Raw genomic sequence first — 15,220 nt, forward strand, 5'->3', positions numbered from 1 at the left:
GGCTCCTAATCAATAGAATTGCGATTAATCTCTTTAACTCCCTTTTCTTTAAATTCAAACACCTCGTCCGCAATACCAGAATTAAAGGCAATGTCTCTAAAAAAATATTGGGTGCGATTCCCCGATTTGTTAAAAAAAACGGCTTGCCTAGTTAAATAACTTTTGCCCTCAAAACCCATCCAAATTTCTTGAAAAGAAGTATCGGGATTCAGGGGGGTAAGCTTTAACCACTTCAACTTAGAGTCTAAGCCCAGCACTTGCTTAAAGGTTTTTTGATCGAGGTTGTCAATTTTAAATTCGCGAGTCAGGTTACCCAAGCCCCCTAAAAAACTCAAGGCCTCGGGGGTTAGATTAGCACGATTCATCTTAACCACACTCACTTGAGTATCGCCGGGTTGGTAAAACCAAATCTTCTTGCCATTGGCCAAATAAATCCTGCCACGGGGGCCGGTGTATTCGATCTTAAATTTATTTTGGCGTTTGAGTTGGGATTTGCCGGTTTTGTTAATCTCTTTTTCTAAAGATTCAATATAGGTGGTTTGCTCAAAAGAAAAAGTCATGTCTTGAATACCCTCATAAACCCTTTGCACGTTTTTACCCAACTCAACTGAGGTTTCGGCATCAAGAGTAAAACTGCAAAACATCAAGCCCATGAATAAAAAAAAATTTATTAACCGTCCCATCATAGTATGGACATATGACATAAGATCATGAGCCGAGACAAGGAAGATGAGCAAAAAGCGCGAAGGCGTAGCTATAGCTACGTTGAGCACTTTTTGCGAAATCTGACGCAGTCGCAGGCCATGAGCTGAAGTCAGATGTCTATACTATGATGGGACGGTTAATATGCCTCTTGATATCATTTGAATTATCTTTTAACACAACACCATTGTCATTGCGAGTGTGAATGAATGGATGCTGGATCCCCGGATCAAGTCCGGGGCAGGCTCGTCCGGCATGACGGCGCTACGTCATCCCGGACCAAGCCTGCCCCGGCCAGCGAGCCGGGGATCCGGGATCCATATATGTATGATAGTGTTAAAATTATGGCTTTAACTAAAATAATTCTCATCACCGGCGCCTCTATGGGGATTGGTGCAAGCCTTGCCAAGGCCTTTGCCAAACCCAATCATCATTTAATTTTAGTGGCCCGCAGTGAAGACAAATTAAAAAAGCTTGCCTCAAGCCTACAAGGGAAATGCGCGAAGGCTGATTATTTTGCAACCGATCTAACTTCAGCCTCAGGTAGGCAAGCCCTTTTAGATTGGTTTACCACTTACTTTCAAGATTTGCATGTCTTGATCAACAATGCAGGCATGGGCATTTATGGGCCTTTAGTGAAAAACGATTTTGATTCAATACGAAAATTGTTCGAACTTAACTTTTTTGCCTGTGTAGATCTCATTCAAAAATTCACCCCTTTTTTATCGGGCCGATCCAAAGCCACGATCATTAATACCTCTTCAATTGCCGGCCACCGTGGGGTGCCGCTCATGAGTATTTATTGTGCCAGCAAGTTTGCCCTCAATGGTTTGGTTGAATCGATCCGCCCTGAACTTAAATCTTTAGGGATTCATTGCTTGAATATTTACCCAGGTGTTACCAATACACCTTTTTCAGAAAATGCCATTGAGCGCGGTTGGCAACCCACCCCGGCTAACAAACGTTTTTCGGATAGCCCTGATAAGGTCGCCCGCAAGACCTATCGAGCTTATTTAAAAGGATCGCGCGAACATTTTATCAACTTCACCAACCCTTGGGTCCGGGGCATGAATTTTATCGCGCCCCGTTTGGTCGATTGGATATTGTCGCGTTTTTATCGTCGTAACTATAGTTAAAATCTAGAGGTCTTTCTATGGCTGACCCTCCTATCCCCTGTCAAAAATTGCCCACGACACGTTCTACAGACGAAATGATTTTTCAAGACCCCTTTGATCCTTGTAAAGCCAGTCCCGTGCCTCCTGCACAACCCGAGTCTCATCCCGATTTTTTCTTACTCATTGATCAACCCACCGACACTCAATTGTCTCTCCTAATGTTTCCTTCTATTCCTCAAACAGATTCTGCCGATCTTGGTAACATAGCCAATAAGGGATTGACCTTCAAAAGCAGTTTCGATCAAATTACTTTACGCTATGTGGGTGCTGACCGAATCCACGACACCTTACATTCAGCCACCCTTACTTGGAGCCACGAACCTCTCAACCAATGGGCAACGGAGCAGGTGGTCACGGCAATGCGTGCTGTATTGCCAGAGGATTTTTTTCTCACCCGACCTGATTGGAAACTGCGTTTAATTACCGGAGGCTATGCCGACTACTTGCAAAAAAAGAATTCTTCTGCGGAAGAAAATAAATCCTTCGCCATTGACGCTGGCTTCTTGGTGGGGGGAAACCTTGATTTTTCTTTCGCTTACTTTGACTCGACACTACTGATTCAATCAAAGTTTCCTATGATTCAAAGTTCGACCGTTAACAAAGAACTGCGCCCTGAAGATTTGTTAACTGAAATTGCCTTAACTTATCATCTTTTCGAAAACCAATTAAGGGTTGGCACACGAGTTTATGTGAATGGCGGCCTCACCATACAAGATTTGTTGTTTAACAATTGGATCTTCACACTAGAAATGGACATCTAAGATTCATGCCCATTGTCCTTCACCAACCCAAAATTCCACCCAACACTGGTAATATTGCTCGCCTCTGTGTGGGCACCCAAACAATTTTACATTTAATTGGGCCTTTAGGTTTTTCGATTGGTGATAAAGAATTAAAACGTGCCGGGCTCGATTATTGGAAAGACCTTACTTGTTTTTACCACGACAATTTTGAGCATTTTTTAAAAAACACTCAGCCCCAACGCATGTTTTTTTATTCTACGAAAGGGCAACGCCCTTACACCCAAGCAACTTATACTGCGAATGATTTTTTAATCTTTGGTTCTGAAACCCAAGGCCTGCCCGCCTCACTATTAAAAAAATATGCTGAACACGTTTACACCATTCCCATGTACGGACCCATTCGTAGCCTGAACCTATCAACCGCTGTAGGCATCGTGCTTTATGAAGCCCTTCGCCAAATTAAGAAATTTTAGAGACCCCTAAGGATGAATTTCATCGTTGGGATCGGCATCAATCGTATCACCCTCCCCATGCGTATAAATCACATCTTTTGCCCCATCGTTAGCTTCAACCTCATCACCATCTTCTCCGGTATGAATCACGCTGCCCCCACCGTGAGTTTGTATGCTGTCTTGACCCTGGGACGTCCAAATTTCAGCCACCCCTCCACCCGCACGGACTTCGTCATCGCCTTCGCAGGTATTGATGAGATGCGCTCCATCCCCTCTTACTTTGACACTATCATTCATATGCCCAGTCGTAATTCTTGTATCGCCTTCACCATAAGAGATTACCGTTAAAGGACAGTTTTGATGACCTTCGACAAAGGCATCGTAAGTATGCTCATAGGTTTTACCTGGACCTACTTTAATAACCCCAGGGCATTCTTCAACCGGTGCCTTAACATCTTTACACGCACCCAGCTCAGGGATGGGAGGTGGAGGCGGTGGAGGTGGAGGTGGAGGTGGAGTTTTGCAACTCCCATCTTGGACTATTGTGGGATAAGCACAATTTTTTGGGATACCCACTTTAACTTTTACGGGATTAGTACCCTTTTGGATTGTTTTTGAATCAATGATAACTTTTTTAGGAATTTTTTCTTCCCCATAGGCCAAAGGATTAAAAATCAATAATAAGGCCAAGAAACCCAGAAAATTCTTCATAGCATACCCCCTTTTGAATTTTCATTATAAGGGTAATTTACAAAAAGGTAAAAAGAATTTGTTTTTTAAAATCTTGCTGATGCCTTTCTTATAACTCATTGCTTTCTCAGGCATAATTATAGACATGTTGCAGCAAATACAATATTCATGCATATTTGCTGGCAATTCGTCTATTGAGATTTCCGATAATTTTAATATAATAGAATAGAATCAGCAAGTTACGTGACGGGTTGCGTCAGAGACTTTGCTGGTGGAGGAGGTAAGTATGTCGAAGTCTTTTACTAAATTAATGGTAGCGGGGTTCTTGGCAACCTTAGCCATGGCAGTCTTTACCCTGTTGGGCCGACATTTCAGCCTACCCATTCACTTTTGGGTTAACACCTTTAGTGATCGGTTTGGGCAAAATACCCTTTATGGTTACCTCGCGTTCTTTGGCGCTGGGGTCATCATGGCGGTACTTTACAGTCGGGCCTTTCATGGGCGGCTTCCGGGCACATCGTATCGCGCTGGGATTCTGTATGGCGTAATGATGTGGCTGGTAAGCGTTGTTGCCATTGCGCCAGCGCTTCACCTTGGATTCTTTTTGGGATCTGCTGCCACAGCGGTAGGCACACTGGCGGCCTATGCGGTGTATGGTGGAATTTTGGGCTATATCCACGACGCTTGAACTTAAGAGACCTTAGAGTTTATTTCGGGGCAATCACCCGGTAGCCCTCCTTGGAATCGATGGGGAGGAAATCTCTTCCTCCCCCATTGATTCTACAATCTACCATAGGGCAAAAATTCTTGCGCCTGGGACCCAAGCCACATCGGTGTTAGGTTGAAACAAGGTTTGTAACCCAGCGGTAAGACCCAACTTAACTTCTTCACCTACCTGAACATCGCGGCGATAAAAAAACTCAACGGCTTGCACATGCCCCTCTTCACCTTCACCGGTTTCTGCATTTGGGATCAAAGTGTCCCCTTGATCATAGGCGTAGGCAAAGCCAAAAACATTCTCACCAAAAACACCTAATAATTGCGGGCTGAGACCAAAAGAATCTTTGTTGGCTTCATCAAAAATATACCCTAATTGGAGGCCAAAACGCATATGCTCACCCAATTGTTGCTCGATAAAACCACCCACCGTCGTGCCGCCATGGGGCACATTAACTTGATTTTCTTCATCGAGAGTGCTGCCGTGAGTATTCACAACGACAAAATGAATTGCTCCTTCCCAATGCGAACCGCGAGCCCAAGGCACCCCCAAACGGGCAAAGCTCATCACATCTTGGGAACCAAAGGCATCCCAGCCAAAACCAGCAGCTACGATCAGAAAATCGGCATCATAGCTCCCCCCAAACCCAGGCATAACGAGTGAGGCCGGTAGTTGAAAGGTTCTAGGCCGCCAAATACCACCATTTAAAAACAAACGATTTTCATCACGAGTGGTATTCGAAGGAAAAATATAACGAGCAGGGTCGGTAATCCCCAACTTAAAATCAGCGCCATGTGCTTTGTAACCTAAGGCTGCTTCGTAACGGCGAACCGTTTCATCGAGCTCACCCACAAAGTCCCCATTGGTGCCCAGCAAATAGCCTTCGGGCAAATCTTCGCCAAAGCCTACTTCAAAAGATAACAATAAATTCAAATCTTTAAGTACAAGGTGCTCTACCCCCATGTCCCCAAAGGGGGCTTCAAAAATAGCGTCCATTGAACCATTGAGGGTACAGGCATCACTTGCAGTTTCGATGTTTGGATTACATTGACCAATCGTTACAATATCTAATGTCGGTCGAACCATAATTTTCTCCCAGGCTTAAATTGGGGCAAGAGAAATAAGGCGAGTGGCGAGCGCAAACACTTATTTCGTACAAGCCTATGACAAGTTGCGTTATTTTTATAAAATATTTATCTACGTTTTAAGGCTTGTAATATACATATTTATACATATAATAACATATGACATACACTTTTGAGTGGGATTTTGAAAAGGAGCTCCAGAATATTCAAAAACATGGGGTTACCTTTGATGAGGCTTTGCAGGTGTTTACAGATCCTAAGGTTATCCACCTTGAAGATGAATCTCATTCTAGTGAAGAAGATCGTTATTATGCTGTTGGTAAAACCTATCAAGGGTGCGTATTAACAGTGAGATATCCGTGGCGAAAAAAAGTGATCCGTATTTTTGGTGCTGCTTATTGGCGAAAATGGAGAAAATTTTATGAAAAAAATACCTGATCCAACGAAACTTAAAAAGATTGCCCGTCCTATTTTATCCAAAACTGATCTAGCTAAGGCCAAAGTAAGAATTACGACCTATCTTGATCAAGATGTTTTGCAAAGCCTACAGGGCATGGCCAGGCAGATGGGCGGGAAATACCAATCCATCTTAAACCAACTCTTACGAAATACATTATTTGGAAAACCCGTTGGCATTTTGACTAGAATAGAAAAACTTGAAAAGGCTGTTTTTAAAAAAGTAGCTTAAGATCATGAAAAACTCATCGCAATGGATTTTATTAGTAAGCCACGGCTCTCGACTGAAAACTGCCAATACTGCCATGGTTGATTTAGCCAAATTTTTGCAGCAAAAGCTTGGTAAATCCAAAATCATCGCTGCCTTTTTAGACCTAGCCTCACCTTCAATCCCCGAGGCCATTGACCAAGCCGTGGCAGGGCAGGCTGAAAGCATTAAACTCTTCCTCTATTTTCTGGTAGAGGGGCGCCACAGCCAAGAAGACATTCCGAAAATTGTTGCGCTTAAACAAAAACAATACCCGAGCGTCAAAATCGAAATTTCCCCCATCTTCGGCTCCCACCCTGATTTAATTAAAACACTGATTGAAATGCTAAAAGATTAGTTGAAACAAAGTCTTTTCGAGGTAGGGAGAGGCTAATTGAGAGCCTTTTACCAAGAGGTTGGCCTATGATAGTTTCTGTCATTGCGAACCCCTTTAGGGGTGAAGCAATCTTCAGTTTTAAAATGTTGGAGATTGCCACGCTCGCCAATGGGGCTCGCTCGCAATGACAGAGGCCCTCATAGGCCGACCGGGCGCGGGCTCTGAATTGGCCTCTCCCTACCTCGAAAAAACGTGACTCTATTTGCAGATGAATTGAAGAATAAAAAGGAAGATTGTTTTTCCATCATGGATCCCCGCCTCCGCGGGGATGACACCGCTCGCAATGACAGGGAGCGCTGCTGGATTCAGAATGACATGGTTAGCGTGGGATTTTTTTAAGCATGACTTCTTTGATTTGGTCGGGCTTTTCGACAGTAAGCTCGCCTTCCCATGGTTCATAGCCTTCTTTTTCCAAACGCACCCGATAATTCATCTTAGGATTTAACTCCACACTGGCGGGGGTCAGATAAACTGTCTGCACTCCATTGAGAAATACCCACGCCCCGGCAGGTTTCGAATAAAGATACAGTTTTATTTTAGGCTGAATGAATCGATCTAAACGCGCAACCAAGATCGACGGAACCCCGCCCTTCAGCATGGGCGCTTGCTGCCACGGTTGCCATTGCCAAAGCCCTATCCCTCCACCCAATATCATGAGCAACACCGCGCCTATCCACCAACGCATTGAACTTCGAAATTTTTTACCTTTAACATCGGTCACTACTGAAATATTAGAAACAAAAGAGACTGAACGATCCCCTAGTGCAGATTGTGAACCAGTCCAGGTAATCTCAGCGATCTTGGTGGTTTTCTCCTGAAGAATTTTAATGTCTTCTCGAAATAAATCTTCTACCAAACTGGTAAATCGCCTACGACTAAACCCGGTATAATTGGAATGCAAAAATTTCAAAAGATCATCGGCCATGTCGCCAGCATTTTGATAACGTTGTTTGGCATCTTTGGCCATGGCTCGAACTACAATTTTTTTGAGTTCTAAGGGGACATCTTGGGGCAAGGCATCTGCTTGCATAGCTATATTCACAATCGCCGACAATACTTCGCCAATACTTTCACCATCAAAAAATTTTTTCCCGGCCAGCAATTCATACAACACTAAACCCGTTGCAAAAATATCTGCCCGGTGATCCACCACCCCGCCACTTGCTTGTTCGGGTGACATGTAACTTAATTTACCTTTTAACACGCCGGTTTGAGTGAGGTTGGCTGATAGGGCGGCCTTGGCAATACCAAAATCGGTAATTTTAATTTCGCCGTTAAATCCAACCAAAATATTGTGGGGGCTTATGTCGCGATGAATAATACTTAAGGCCTGTCCATTGGCATCTTTTTTATGGTGGGCAAAATGCAGCCCGGTGCAAACTTCGCTGAGCAAGAACGCCACGACATCGTAGCTTAATTTTAACCCCCGAGCCTGCACCCGTTGCAATAATTTCTTTAAATCAACCCCTTCGACAAGTTCCATGGCAAAATAATAACAGTCGGCTTCACAACCCAGGTCGTACACTTCAATGATGTTGGGGTGAAAGAGTTGCACAATCACCTTGGCCTCATTCACCAACATATTAATAAAATCAGCTTGATTGGAAAATTCGGGCAAGACTTTTTTGATAGCTACAATCTTCTCAAAACCTTTGGCCCCATAGGTCTTGGCCTTGTAAATTTCGGCCGTACCACCTACCCCAATCTTTTCTAACAAAATATACTTACCAAAAATTTGAGGCTGAAATTCCGACATATGATCATTATGTTAACTCAAAATGGAAGCTGTGACAAACTGTCTGTCATTGCGAGCCCAGCAGGACGAAGCAATCTCTTCTGTTTAAGCGATGGGATTGCCACGCCCGTTGGGCTCGCAATGACAGATTTATGATCGTCCTAATATCCCCACGGGTTACCCAAATGAATCGTATCCTGCCCATGTTCTTGATAAGCACCAGGATAAGGTGGTGGTACATTCTTGCGATTACCTCCCGTGTCACCCTCCAGGCCACCCCGGCGCAAACTTTGAATCTCTTTGCGAATGTCATCAACGACCAACAAATATTTAGCTTGTTGGGTAGGGGTTAAAAACTGCCCCAATTCTTGCATCTGAGCATCGTCAATGCCTTTGAGTTCGGAACGACTTTGGCGAATGGCATTTAAGATGCGCTCGGTTTCTTGCTTATTGCCCGCCTTGGTAGCCATTTGCAATTGTCGGGTAAGGTCAGCGGTTTGACGGCGCAATTCTAATTTTCTTAATTGATATTTTTTCAATACAAACCGCAAGCGATCGGCTTTGTGAGGTTCTAAATCCAACACATCGGCAATCCGGGTGGCAATGAGCGAATTGACCCTCTCTAGCTTGTCTACCGGTTCAGCCATCACCCAGCCTGGAATCATCACCACACTCAAAACAACCATCAACCAAAACCCAATCCACTTTTTCACTTTAGGTCCCCCTTCCGACTTTAGTTTCTAGAAATTTAATATAAACATCTAATTCGTCATCTTGTAAATCGGGGATATCCAGCTCTTCGTCTACCGCTGATCCAGAAAGGTCGATCTTTCCTGCAAGATTATAGGCTAGTTTGTCGAGTTGCTGATCGTTCAATTCTTCTAGGGGCAGATCTTGATCTTCTTCAAACCAGCCCGTTTCTTGCAAAGTTTGTAAGGTTGCCAACCATTCGCGTTGATTGCCACCGGGCCGATTAAAAAAATCAAACTGTAAAGTTAAGGCCAAAATTAAAACTGCAGCCATGGCCAAGAGTGGTTTGGCAAAATATTGCCAGCTGCGAGTAATTTTAGTAATGCGTTGCGGCTCTTCGGCAATTTGTTTCATGATGGCGCGCCGTTGGCGTGCAAAGAACAATTCACCGGGATCTTGCAACTCAGAATCTAAGGCCTTTAATTCTTCAATCAAGGCCCCATATTCGTTTAAATCACGGATCGACTCCATGATTTGCTGTTTTTGTTGGTTCCAAAATTCCGGTTTCATTGTATCCACTCTTTTAGACTTTTCATGGCATGGTGAAAGTTAACTTTGACAGCCGTTTCTGTACTTTCTAAAACTTCCGCAATCTTTTTAAACGGCATCTCCTCATAAATTCTCAACATCACCACCTCTTTTTGTCGCTCCGGCAAATTTTCTAAAGCCTTTTTTAACTGGCTTTTGCGATCCCCGGCTTCTTCTGCCTCTTGTCGTCGTTCTTCGGAACCGTCACTCAAAGCCTCCGGCACCTCCACCATGATGCGTCGCGCACGCACCACGTTTTTGCATAAATTCACCGCAATCGTCGTTAGCCATGTTTTGAAAGAGGATTCAAAGCGAAAACTACCCAAAGCTTGGTAAGCGCGAAGAAAGGCCTTTTGGGTAATATCGTCGGCCTCTTCCTGATTTCTCAAAAACCGTAAAGCGGTGAAAAAAACCGAACGCTGGTATTTTTCAACCAGGGGTTCAAAGGCTTCTTGGCTACCTGCCAACACGGCTTCAATGTATTTTCGATCCTCTTCCAAAATAAAAACACACAGAACCCCTATTGATTAGGACTCAGTGCGCTCCAAAAAAGTTAAAATAATGAACCACTTATTTAACCTTAAACGTCTAAGTGGGTTCTAAAAAGCAAATAAACATTAAAAGGACTCAAAAAATGATGCCAGAATCGCTAACTATTCGAAAACTCTTAGGAATCATCTGTGGCCATCTCTTTTTGTTGGGGTTTACTTTACTACTTGCATAACCCAATGGTACTTTAACTCAGGCGAATGCCTGGGGGCAAGGATAGGGTTTTCCTTTTTTTAAAACCGCGGCTCCCTTATAATCGTAACTTATGTCCAACATAGTAATGGTGTCATTGCGAGCCCAACGGGCGTGGCAATCTCACCGGTTAAACAGAGGAGATTGCTTCACCCTAAAGGGTTCGCAATGACAGAATCATGCAGTCATTAGGCCGCGCAATAGGTTATGCAAAAGGTCTGTTACAAATCCTGTGGGGCGTTATACCTTTGAGTGGGTTGGGGCTCTTTTTGACGCTCATCACTTACGCACTATGGCGTTTTTATGTTGCCGGCCGCCAAGATTTTTTATTGCTCGTTTTGTGCATAGGCCTTGGCATTCTTTTGGCGGTGTCACTTTTGCAACTTTTGATTGGCATCCTCCTTTTCTTTTTCTCCTACAAAAAACAATCTCTCAAACCCATTCAAGGCGAGACTCAAACTACTTTTTGGACTAACTTTAAACTCAAACGTTTGTTTTTTACACCCAGCCTAGAATATTCCATTCGCTGGCTTTCCCCTGAACAAATCGAAGCCAACCTCGAGCAACGTTGGAACCAACTGCATGAATATGTATTGGCCAAAAGACGTGTCGAAGCAACCCAAGTCACTCGCCAAATTTATATTCGAGATTTATTGGGCTTAGTAAAATTTGCGTGGCGTTTTACTTTAAACCAAACTGTATTGATACGACCCAACGTTCAACGCATTGGGATCAACGAGGCATTGAAATTATTTTCGATGGGTGATGAAATTTCTCACCCCGAGGGTTCACCCGTGGGAGATTATATTGAGATGAGGCGCTACGGGCCCGGGGACCCTGTCAACCGCATCTTGTGGCGAGTCTATGGGCGCAATCGCAAATTGATGGTGCGCACCCCTGAAAAGGCCATCTCCCATCGTAAAAAAACTTTTGCTTATCTTATTAGCGGCCCCCGCGATGAACCCTCTGCCCAAACCGCTTGGTATGCCTTAGAAAAAGGTTTGTTGGGTGAAGAATTTGTTTTTTCTACCGATGGGCACAACTTGCCCACCACTGAAAAAACTCAAGCCAAAAAAATGATCATCACTTCAAGTCATGCCCCAACACCTGCCAACAACCTAGAATCCTTCTTTTCAAAAGATCCCGACACTAACAAAGCCAACTGCATTATCTTTGCACCTCCAGAACCAGGGCCGTGGCTTGCAACGGCTTTGCATTTGGCCAAAAACCGCAGCCAACCCCTGACGGTGTTGATCTCGATCGATGGCTTTCGCGATCAAAAATTAAAAAAACACTGGAAGAGTTATTTTTTAGAAACCGACGAACACTTTCAACGTCAAACTCAAAGGTCTAAAGATATTTTTCAAGCCTTGCGCGGGCACCGTATTAATGTTGATGTCGTTGATTATAAAACTGGAACCTTAGTACCCCATCAACAATTGGAATAACCATGAATACCCCTCAATACCGAGAACCTTGGTTTTTATTTTTACTCAAGGTGATGCTTTACACGGTCGTCACGGGGGCAACCTTAAGAGACTTTACCAGCCCGCTCGGAACCGTGGCTGGCGTATTGGGTGCCATCAGTGCTGCAACACAAGTTCCTTGGATTATTCGCACCCACCTAAAACCGATTGCCGTATTTGCCATTGGATTAGGCCTATTGTTTTTAGGCATAGGCCTAGAAAGTCTGCTGTTAAATTCAGAAAGTTTAGCTCATGCCATTGGCGTAGAAAATACTTTCAAAGTGAGTGAATTCGTCAATATTGGGCTCACGACGTTTGGGTTTTTATTTTGTCTACGGGCGCTGGCCCTTTATTGGCCAGTATTTAATGTTTTAGAGGCAAGCTTGTTAGCCGGCTTCTTCGTCTGGAAGCTCTCGACCCATCGAGATTTTTCTTTGCATCGCCCACGTTACTTGTCTGACTTTGCGTGGGATTTGGGCATTAACCCCGTCATTATTTTATTGGTGATTGGTGCGCTCTTATTCACCGGCGCTGCCATGATGATGATTAAAACCCGCCGCTTCTTGCGAGCGACGGCACAAGTTCTGATGATTCTCATCATCGGGTTAAGCGTATTTTTGATTTTCAAAGACAAAAACATCAACATGATTCCACGCGACGACACCTTTGGCCTAACCGCCAATGACCCACGCAGCTTGCACCGCGGCCAGGGCCAAGACTCTTCTGGAAAAAACGGAGGTAATCAGGGTGGACAAGACCCCAATCAAGATGGAAACCAAGGCGGGCAATCTCAAGGCGGTTCGGGGCGCAACAACCCCAACGAAATGCCTTTTAAAAATAGTTATGCCAGTCAAAATCAAAATTTGCCCATTGCCCTTGTGCAGTTTGAAGATGATTACACGTCACCGCTGGGGGTTTATTACTTTCGCCAAACGGCCTTTAGTCAATTCAATGGTCATCGTTTAGTGCAATCTTCCGAAGACAAAGATATTTTTTTGAGCCTGCCCACAAAAGGTTCCAGCAAAGTTGCAACCACTTACTATAAAAATCCTGAAGAATATTTTTACCTACCTACCAAAATCTTTTTATTAGTCGATCCCACCAAGCCCTTTGGTTTGGCCAATGCGGTGGAGATGGGGCGCTTGGATAATCCCAACCCAACTTTTTTTACCGGGGCGTATCAGGTTTATTCTTGGGCACCCAACACCGATTTAGAAAACCTACTTAAAAATGATTTGCGAATCCCCCAATGGGACGAAGCTAAAATGAAGCTGTATTTGGAAGTCCCCAAAGACAATCGTTATAAAGACCTCGCTGATGAAATTATTAAAACGCTTAAACCCGAATATCGCAACAAACCCTTTGCGAGGATGTTAGCCATTGTCTACTACTTGGGAAAAAATGGTTATTACAGTTTACAAAGCGACCACGCCGACGCTCAAGACCCCACCGCTTCTTTTTTATTTGGCAATCGCACCGGTTATTGCGTGCACTTTGCTCATGCTGCTGTTTTTCTGGCCCGTACTTTAGGGATCCCCGCGCGGGTAGGTGCCGGCTATGCCGCGCCTAATAAGCGCCGCGAAAAAGGCGAAAATTTAGCGCTCATGGAAAGAGACGCCCATGCCTGGCCCGAAATTTATTTAGAACCCTTTGGCTGGATTGTCATGGACATCCCTCTACAAAACTTTTTGGACCCTCCCACATCTGAACCCAGTCAATCTTTACAAACCACTTTAGGGCAAATCGCTAAAACCGGCAAAAATAAACCCCCGGAAGATGAAGTCACCAAAGAAGAAAAAAAAGAATTAGAAAAAAAATTAGCCTGGCTTAAAAGTTTGGCCCAATACCTTTGGAAAGGTCTACTAGCTTTGGCAGTCACTGGGCTTAGTTTTTGCTATGCCTTTAAGATGTATCGCTTATGGGGATGGAATTGGGGCGAACCTCGCGACAAAATACGCAAAGCCTATCGTAGCACCTTAGACCGTTTACTTTATTTAGGAGTACGTCGCCCGTTTGGAGAATCCCGAGAAGAATTTGCCATGCGGCTAGCCGCCCAAATCCCAGCGTTAGAAAAACTCACCTGGAGTTTTTTACAATTAAAATTAGGCAAACCGCCCCATTTGCCCGAAGCATCTTTGCATCAACTCATGAAAGAAATTAAAACCGAAATAAAAGCTAAAAAAGTTTGGTGGAAGATGATCCTTACGATCATCAATCCATTGTCATGGATTCGAATTAAATAAAGGAGTCAAGTCATGAATCAGGTAGCCGCTTCAAAATGGAACCCGTCTGCTAAAATTAATTCTTTAGATACGGTGCGAGAAACCGCCCGCATTTTACACGACCGCATGAAGGCTGCGGTGCAGGGACGCGACGACGTCATTGATATCATCCTCTATGCCCTTTTAGGCGACGGCCACGTGCTATTAGAAGATTACCCAGGTTCCGGTAAAACGACACTCGCCAAGGCCTTAGGAGAATCCATCTTTGATGATGTCAAAGATGACATTCCCCATTTTCGCCGAGTTCAATTCACCCCTGACTTGCTTCCTTCCGACATCACCGGAGTTATGGTTTTTGATTCTACCAAAAATGAATTTTATTTTCGGGCGGGGCCTTTATTTTCGTATGTTGTGTTGGCCGATGAAATCAACCGCACCTCACCTAAAGTTCAATCCGCCCTTTTAGAAGCCATGGCTGAAAAACAGGTAACCGTTGATAACACCACCCACAAACTTGATAACCTCTTTTTCGTCATCGCCACCCAAAACCCCCTTGATCTAGTGGGGACCTATCCCCTGCCCGTGGCACAGCTCGACCGTTTCCTTTTCAAAGTACGCATGCAGCACATCACCCGCGACGCTGAATTTGAAGTGTTGACCAAATGGAACACCGATCGCTTGGCGCCCGATCTCCCCAAAGTAAGCCGCACAGAGATTCTCAATATGCGGGCATTTATTCGAGAAAACGTGCGGGTTTCGGATGCGGTAATGGCTTGTCTGGTCGATATCTTTAGGGCCTTGCGCGAAGAACCGAGCATCTTACAAGGGGCCAGCACTCGCGCCATGGTATTGGCGATCCCCGCCCTACAAGCCAGGGCTGTGCTGGATGGCCGCGACTTCATCTCAGCCTCTGATATTGAGGCCCTCCTCATCCCTTTACTCATCCATCGTTTGGAATTCAAACATGGCGTTACCGAAAAAGAAAAAATCATTCATCAAGCTGCAAAACCAGTGTTGGAACATTTAGCACGGAGTACTTTAAAGAAATGAACGGCTCATGTCATAGATGGATTCCGGGACAAGCCCGGAATGACGTTTTGCCGTCATGCCGGA

At 44.4% G+C, this 15,220-nt stretch carries 17 protein-coding genes; 10 read left to right on the top strand and 7 right to left on the bottom strand.

The window, feature by feature from the left end; all coding sequences use genetic code 11:
• Nucleotides 1–5: 5 nt before the first annotated feature.
• Nucleotides 6–686 (bottom strand): outer membrane lipoprotein carrier protein LolA, encoded by a 681-nt coding sequence (locus tag HYU97_00450; GenBank protein ID MBI2335222.1) that lies wholly within the window; start codon nt 684–686, stop codon nt 6–8.
• Between the two features lie 339 nt (nt 687–1,025).
• Between HYU97_00450 and HYU97_00455 the strand changes: the two genes are divergently transcribed.
• Genes HYU97_00455 through HYU97_00465 form a run of 3 tightly spaced genes read left to right on the top strand, consistent with a single transcriptional unit; the run spans nt 1,026 to nt 3,093 of the window.
• Nucleotides 1,026–1,838 carry an SDR family NAD(P)-dependent oxidoreductase gene (locus HYU97_00455; protein ID MBI2335223.1) on the top strand — a complete coding sequence of 271 codons (813 nt, stop codon included), beginning with the start codon at nt 1,026–1,028 and terminating at the stop codon, nt 1,836–1,838.
• Nucleotides 1,839–1,855: 17 nt separating this feature from the next.
• On the top strand, nt 1,856–2,638 hold the full coding sequence (locus HYU97_00460) for a hypothetical protein (protein ID MBI2335224.1): 783 nt from the start codon (nt 1,856–1,858) through the stop codon (nt 2,636–2,638).
• Nucleotides 2,639–2,643: 5 nt separating this feature from the next.
• A complete protein-coding gene (locus HYU97_00465; protein MBI2335225.1) occupies nt 2,644–3,093 on the top strand; it encodes a tRNA (cytidine(34)-2'-O)-methyltransferase in 450 nt (149 codons plus the stop codon).
• Nucleotides 3,094–3,099: 6 nt separating this feature from the next.
• On the opposite strand, the gene HYU97_00470 is transcribed toward HYU97_00465, so the two are convergent.
• Nucleotides 3,100–3,783 carry a hypothetical protein gene (locus HYU97_00470; protein ID MBI2335226.1) on the bottom strand — a complete coding sequence of 228 codons (684 nt, stop codon included), beginning with the start codon at nt 3,781–3,783 and terminating at the stop codon, nt 3,100–3,102.
• 265 nt (nt 3,784–4,048) lie between these two features.
• On the opposite strand from HYU97_00470, the gene HYU97_00475 reads away from it, so the two are divergent.
• Nucleotides 4,049–4,450 carry a hypothetical protein gene (locus HYU97_00475; GenBank protein MBI2335227.1) on the top strand — a complete coding sequence of 134 codons (402 nt, stop codon included), beginning with the start codon at nt 4,049–4,051 and terminating at the stop codon, nt 4,448–4,450.
• A gap of 99 nt (nt 4,451–4,549) precedes the next feature.
• Here HYU97_00475 and HYU97_00480 read toward each other — a convergent pair whose 3' ends face one another.
• The gene (locus HYU97_00480) at nt 4,550–5,566 is read right to left on the bottom strand and encodes a hypothetical protein (GenBank protein MBI2335228.1); all 1,017 of its coding nucleotides are present in this window, start codon (nt 5,564–5,566) and stop codon (nt 4,550–4,552) included.
• A gap of 158 nt (nt 5,567–5,724) precedes the next feature.
• On the opposite strand from HYU97_00480, the gene HYU97_00485 reads away from it, so the two are divergent.
• From HYU97_00485 to HYU97_00495, 3 genes are read left to right on the top strand one after another with little or no spacing between them, the layout of a single operon-like run.
• A complete protein-coding gene (locus HYU97_00485; GenBank protein ID MBI2335229.1) occupies nt 5,725–6,003 on the top strand; it encodes a BrnT family toxin in 279 nt (92 codons plus the stop codon).
• A complete protein-coding gene (locus HYU97_00490; protein ID MBI2335230.1) occupies nt 5,987–6,253 on the top strand; it encodes a hypothetical protein in 267 nt (88 codons plus the stop codon). Before HYU97_00485 ends, HYU97_00490 begins: the two co-directional genes overlap by 17 nt.
• Nucleotides 6,254–6,257: 4 nt before the next feature.
• Nucleotides 6,258–6,626 (top strand): CbiX/SirB N-terminal domain-containing protein, encoded by a 369-nt coding sequence (locus tag HYU97_00495; GenBank protein MBI2335231.1) that lies wholly within the window; start codon nt 6,258–6,260, stop codon nt 6,624–6,626.
• 358 nt (nt 6,627–6,984) lie between these two features.
• Here HYU97_00495 and HYU97_00500 read toward each other — a convergent pair whose 3' ends face one another.
• The 4 genes from HYU97_00500 to HYU97_00515 form a co-directional block, all read right to left on the bottom strand.
• On the bottom strand, nt 6,985–8,421 hold the full coding sequence (locus HYU97_00500) for a serine/threonine protein kinase (protein MBI2335232.1): 1,437 nt from the start codon (nt 8,419–8,421) through the stop codon (nt 6,985–6,987).
• Nucleotides 8,422–8,561: 140 nt separating this feature from the next.
• Complete coding sequence (locus HYU97_00505) at nt 8,562–9,113, bottom strand: hypothetical protein (protein MBI2335233.1); 552 nt, start codon at nt 9,111–9,113, stop codon at nt 8,562–8,564.
• A 1-nt stretch (nt 9,114) separates the two neighbouring features.
• The gene (locus tag HYU97_00510) at nt 9,115–9,660 is read right to left on the bottom strand and encodes a hypothetical protein (GenBank protein ID MBI2335234.1); all 546 of its coding nucleotides are present in this window, start codon (nt 9,658–9,660) and stop codon (nt 9,115–9,117) included.
• Nucleotides 9,657–10,178: a sigma-70 family RNA polymerase sigma factor gene (locus HYU97_00515; protein ID MBI2335235.1), complete on the bottom strand. Its 522-nt coding sequence runs from the start codon at nt 10,176–10,178 to the stop codon at nt 9,657–9,659. The genes HYU97_00510 and HYU97_00515 overlap by 4 nt, the downstream gene beginning before the upstream one ends.
• Before the next feature lie 420 nt (nt 10,179–10,598).
• Here HYU97_00515 and HYU97_00520 point away from each other — a divergent pair, with 420 nt between their 5' ends.
• From HYU97_00520 to HYU97_00530, 3 genes are read left to right on the top strand one after another with little or no spacing between them, the layout of a single operon-like run.
• On the top strand, nt 10,599–11,867 hold the full coding sequence (locus HYU97_00520) for a DUF58 domain-containing protein (protein ID MBI2335236.1): 1,269 nt from the start codon (nt 10,599–10,601) through the stop codon (nt 11,865–11,867).
• 2 nt (nt 11,868–11,869) lie between these two features.
• Nucleotides 11,870–14,128 carry a transglutaminase domain-containing protein gene (locus tag HYU97_00525; protein MBI2335237.1) on the top strand — a complete coding sequence of 753 codons (2,259 nt, stop codon included), beginning with the start codon at nt 11,870–11,872 and terminating at the stop codon, nt 14,126–14,128.
• 12 nt (nt 14,129–14,140) lie between these two features.
• Nucleotides 14,141–15,157 (top strand): AAA family ATPase, encoded by a 1,017-nt coding sequence (locus HYU97_00530; GenBank protein MBI2335238.1) that lies wholly within the window; start codon nt 14,141–14,143, stop codon nt 15,155–15,157.
• Nucleotides 15,158–15,220: the final 63 nt, after the last annotated feature.

The sequence above is a fragment of the Deltaproteobacteria bacterium genome (assembly GCA_016183235.1).
Classification (GTDB): Bacteria; UBA10199; UBA10199; order DSSB01; family JACPFA01; genus JACPFA01.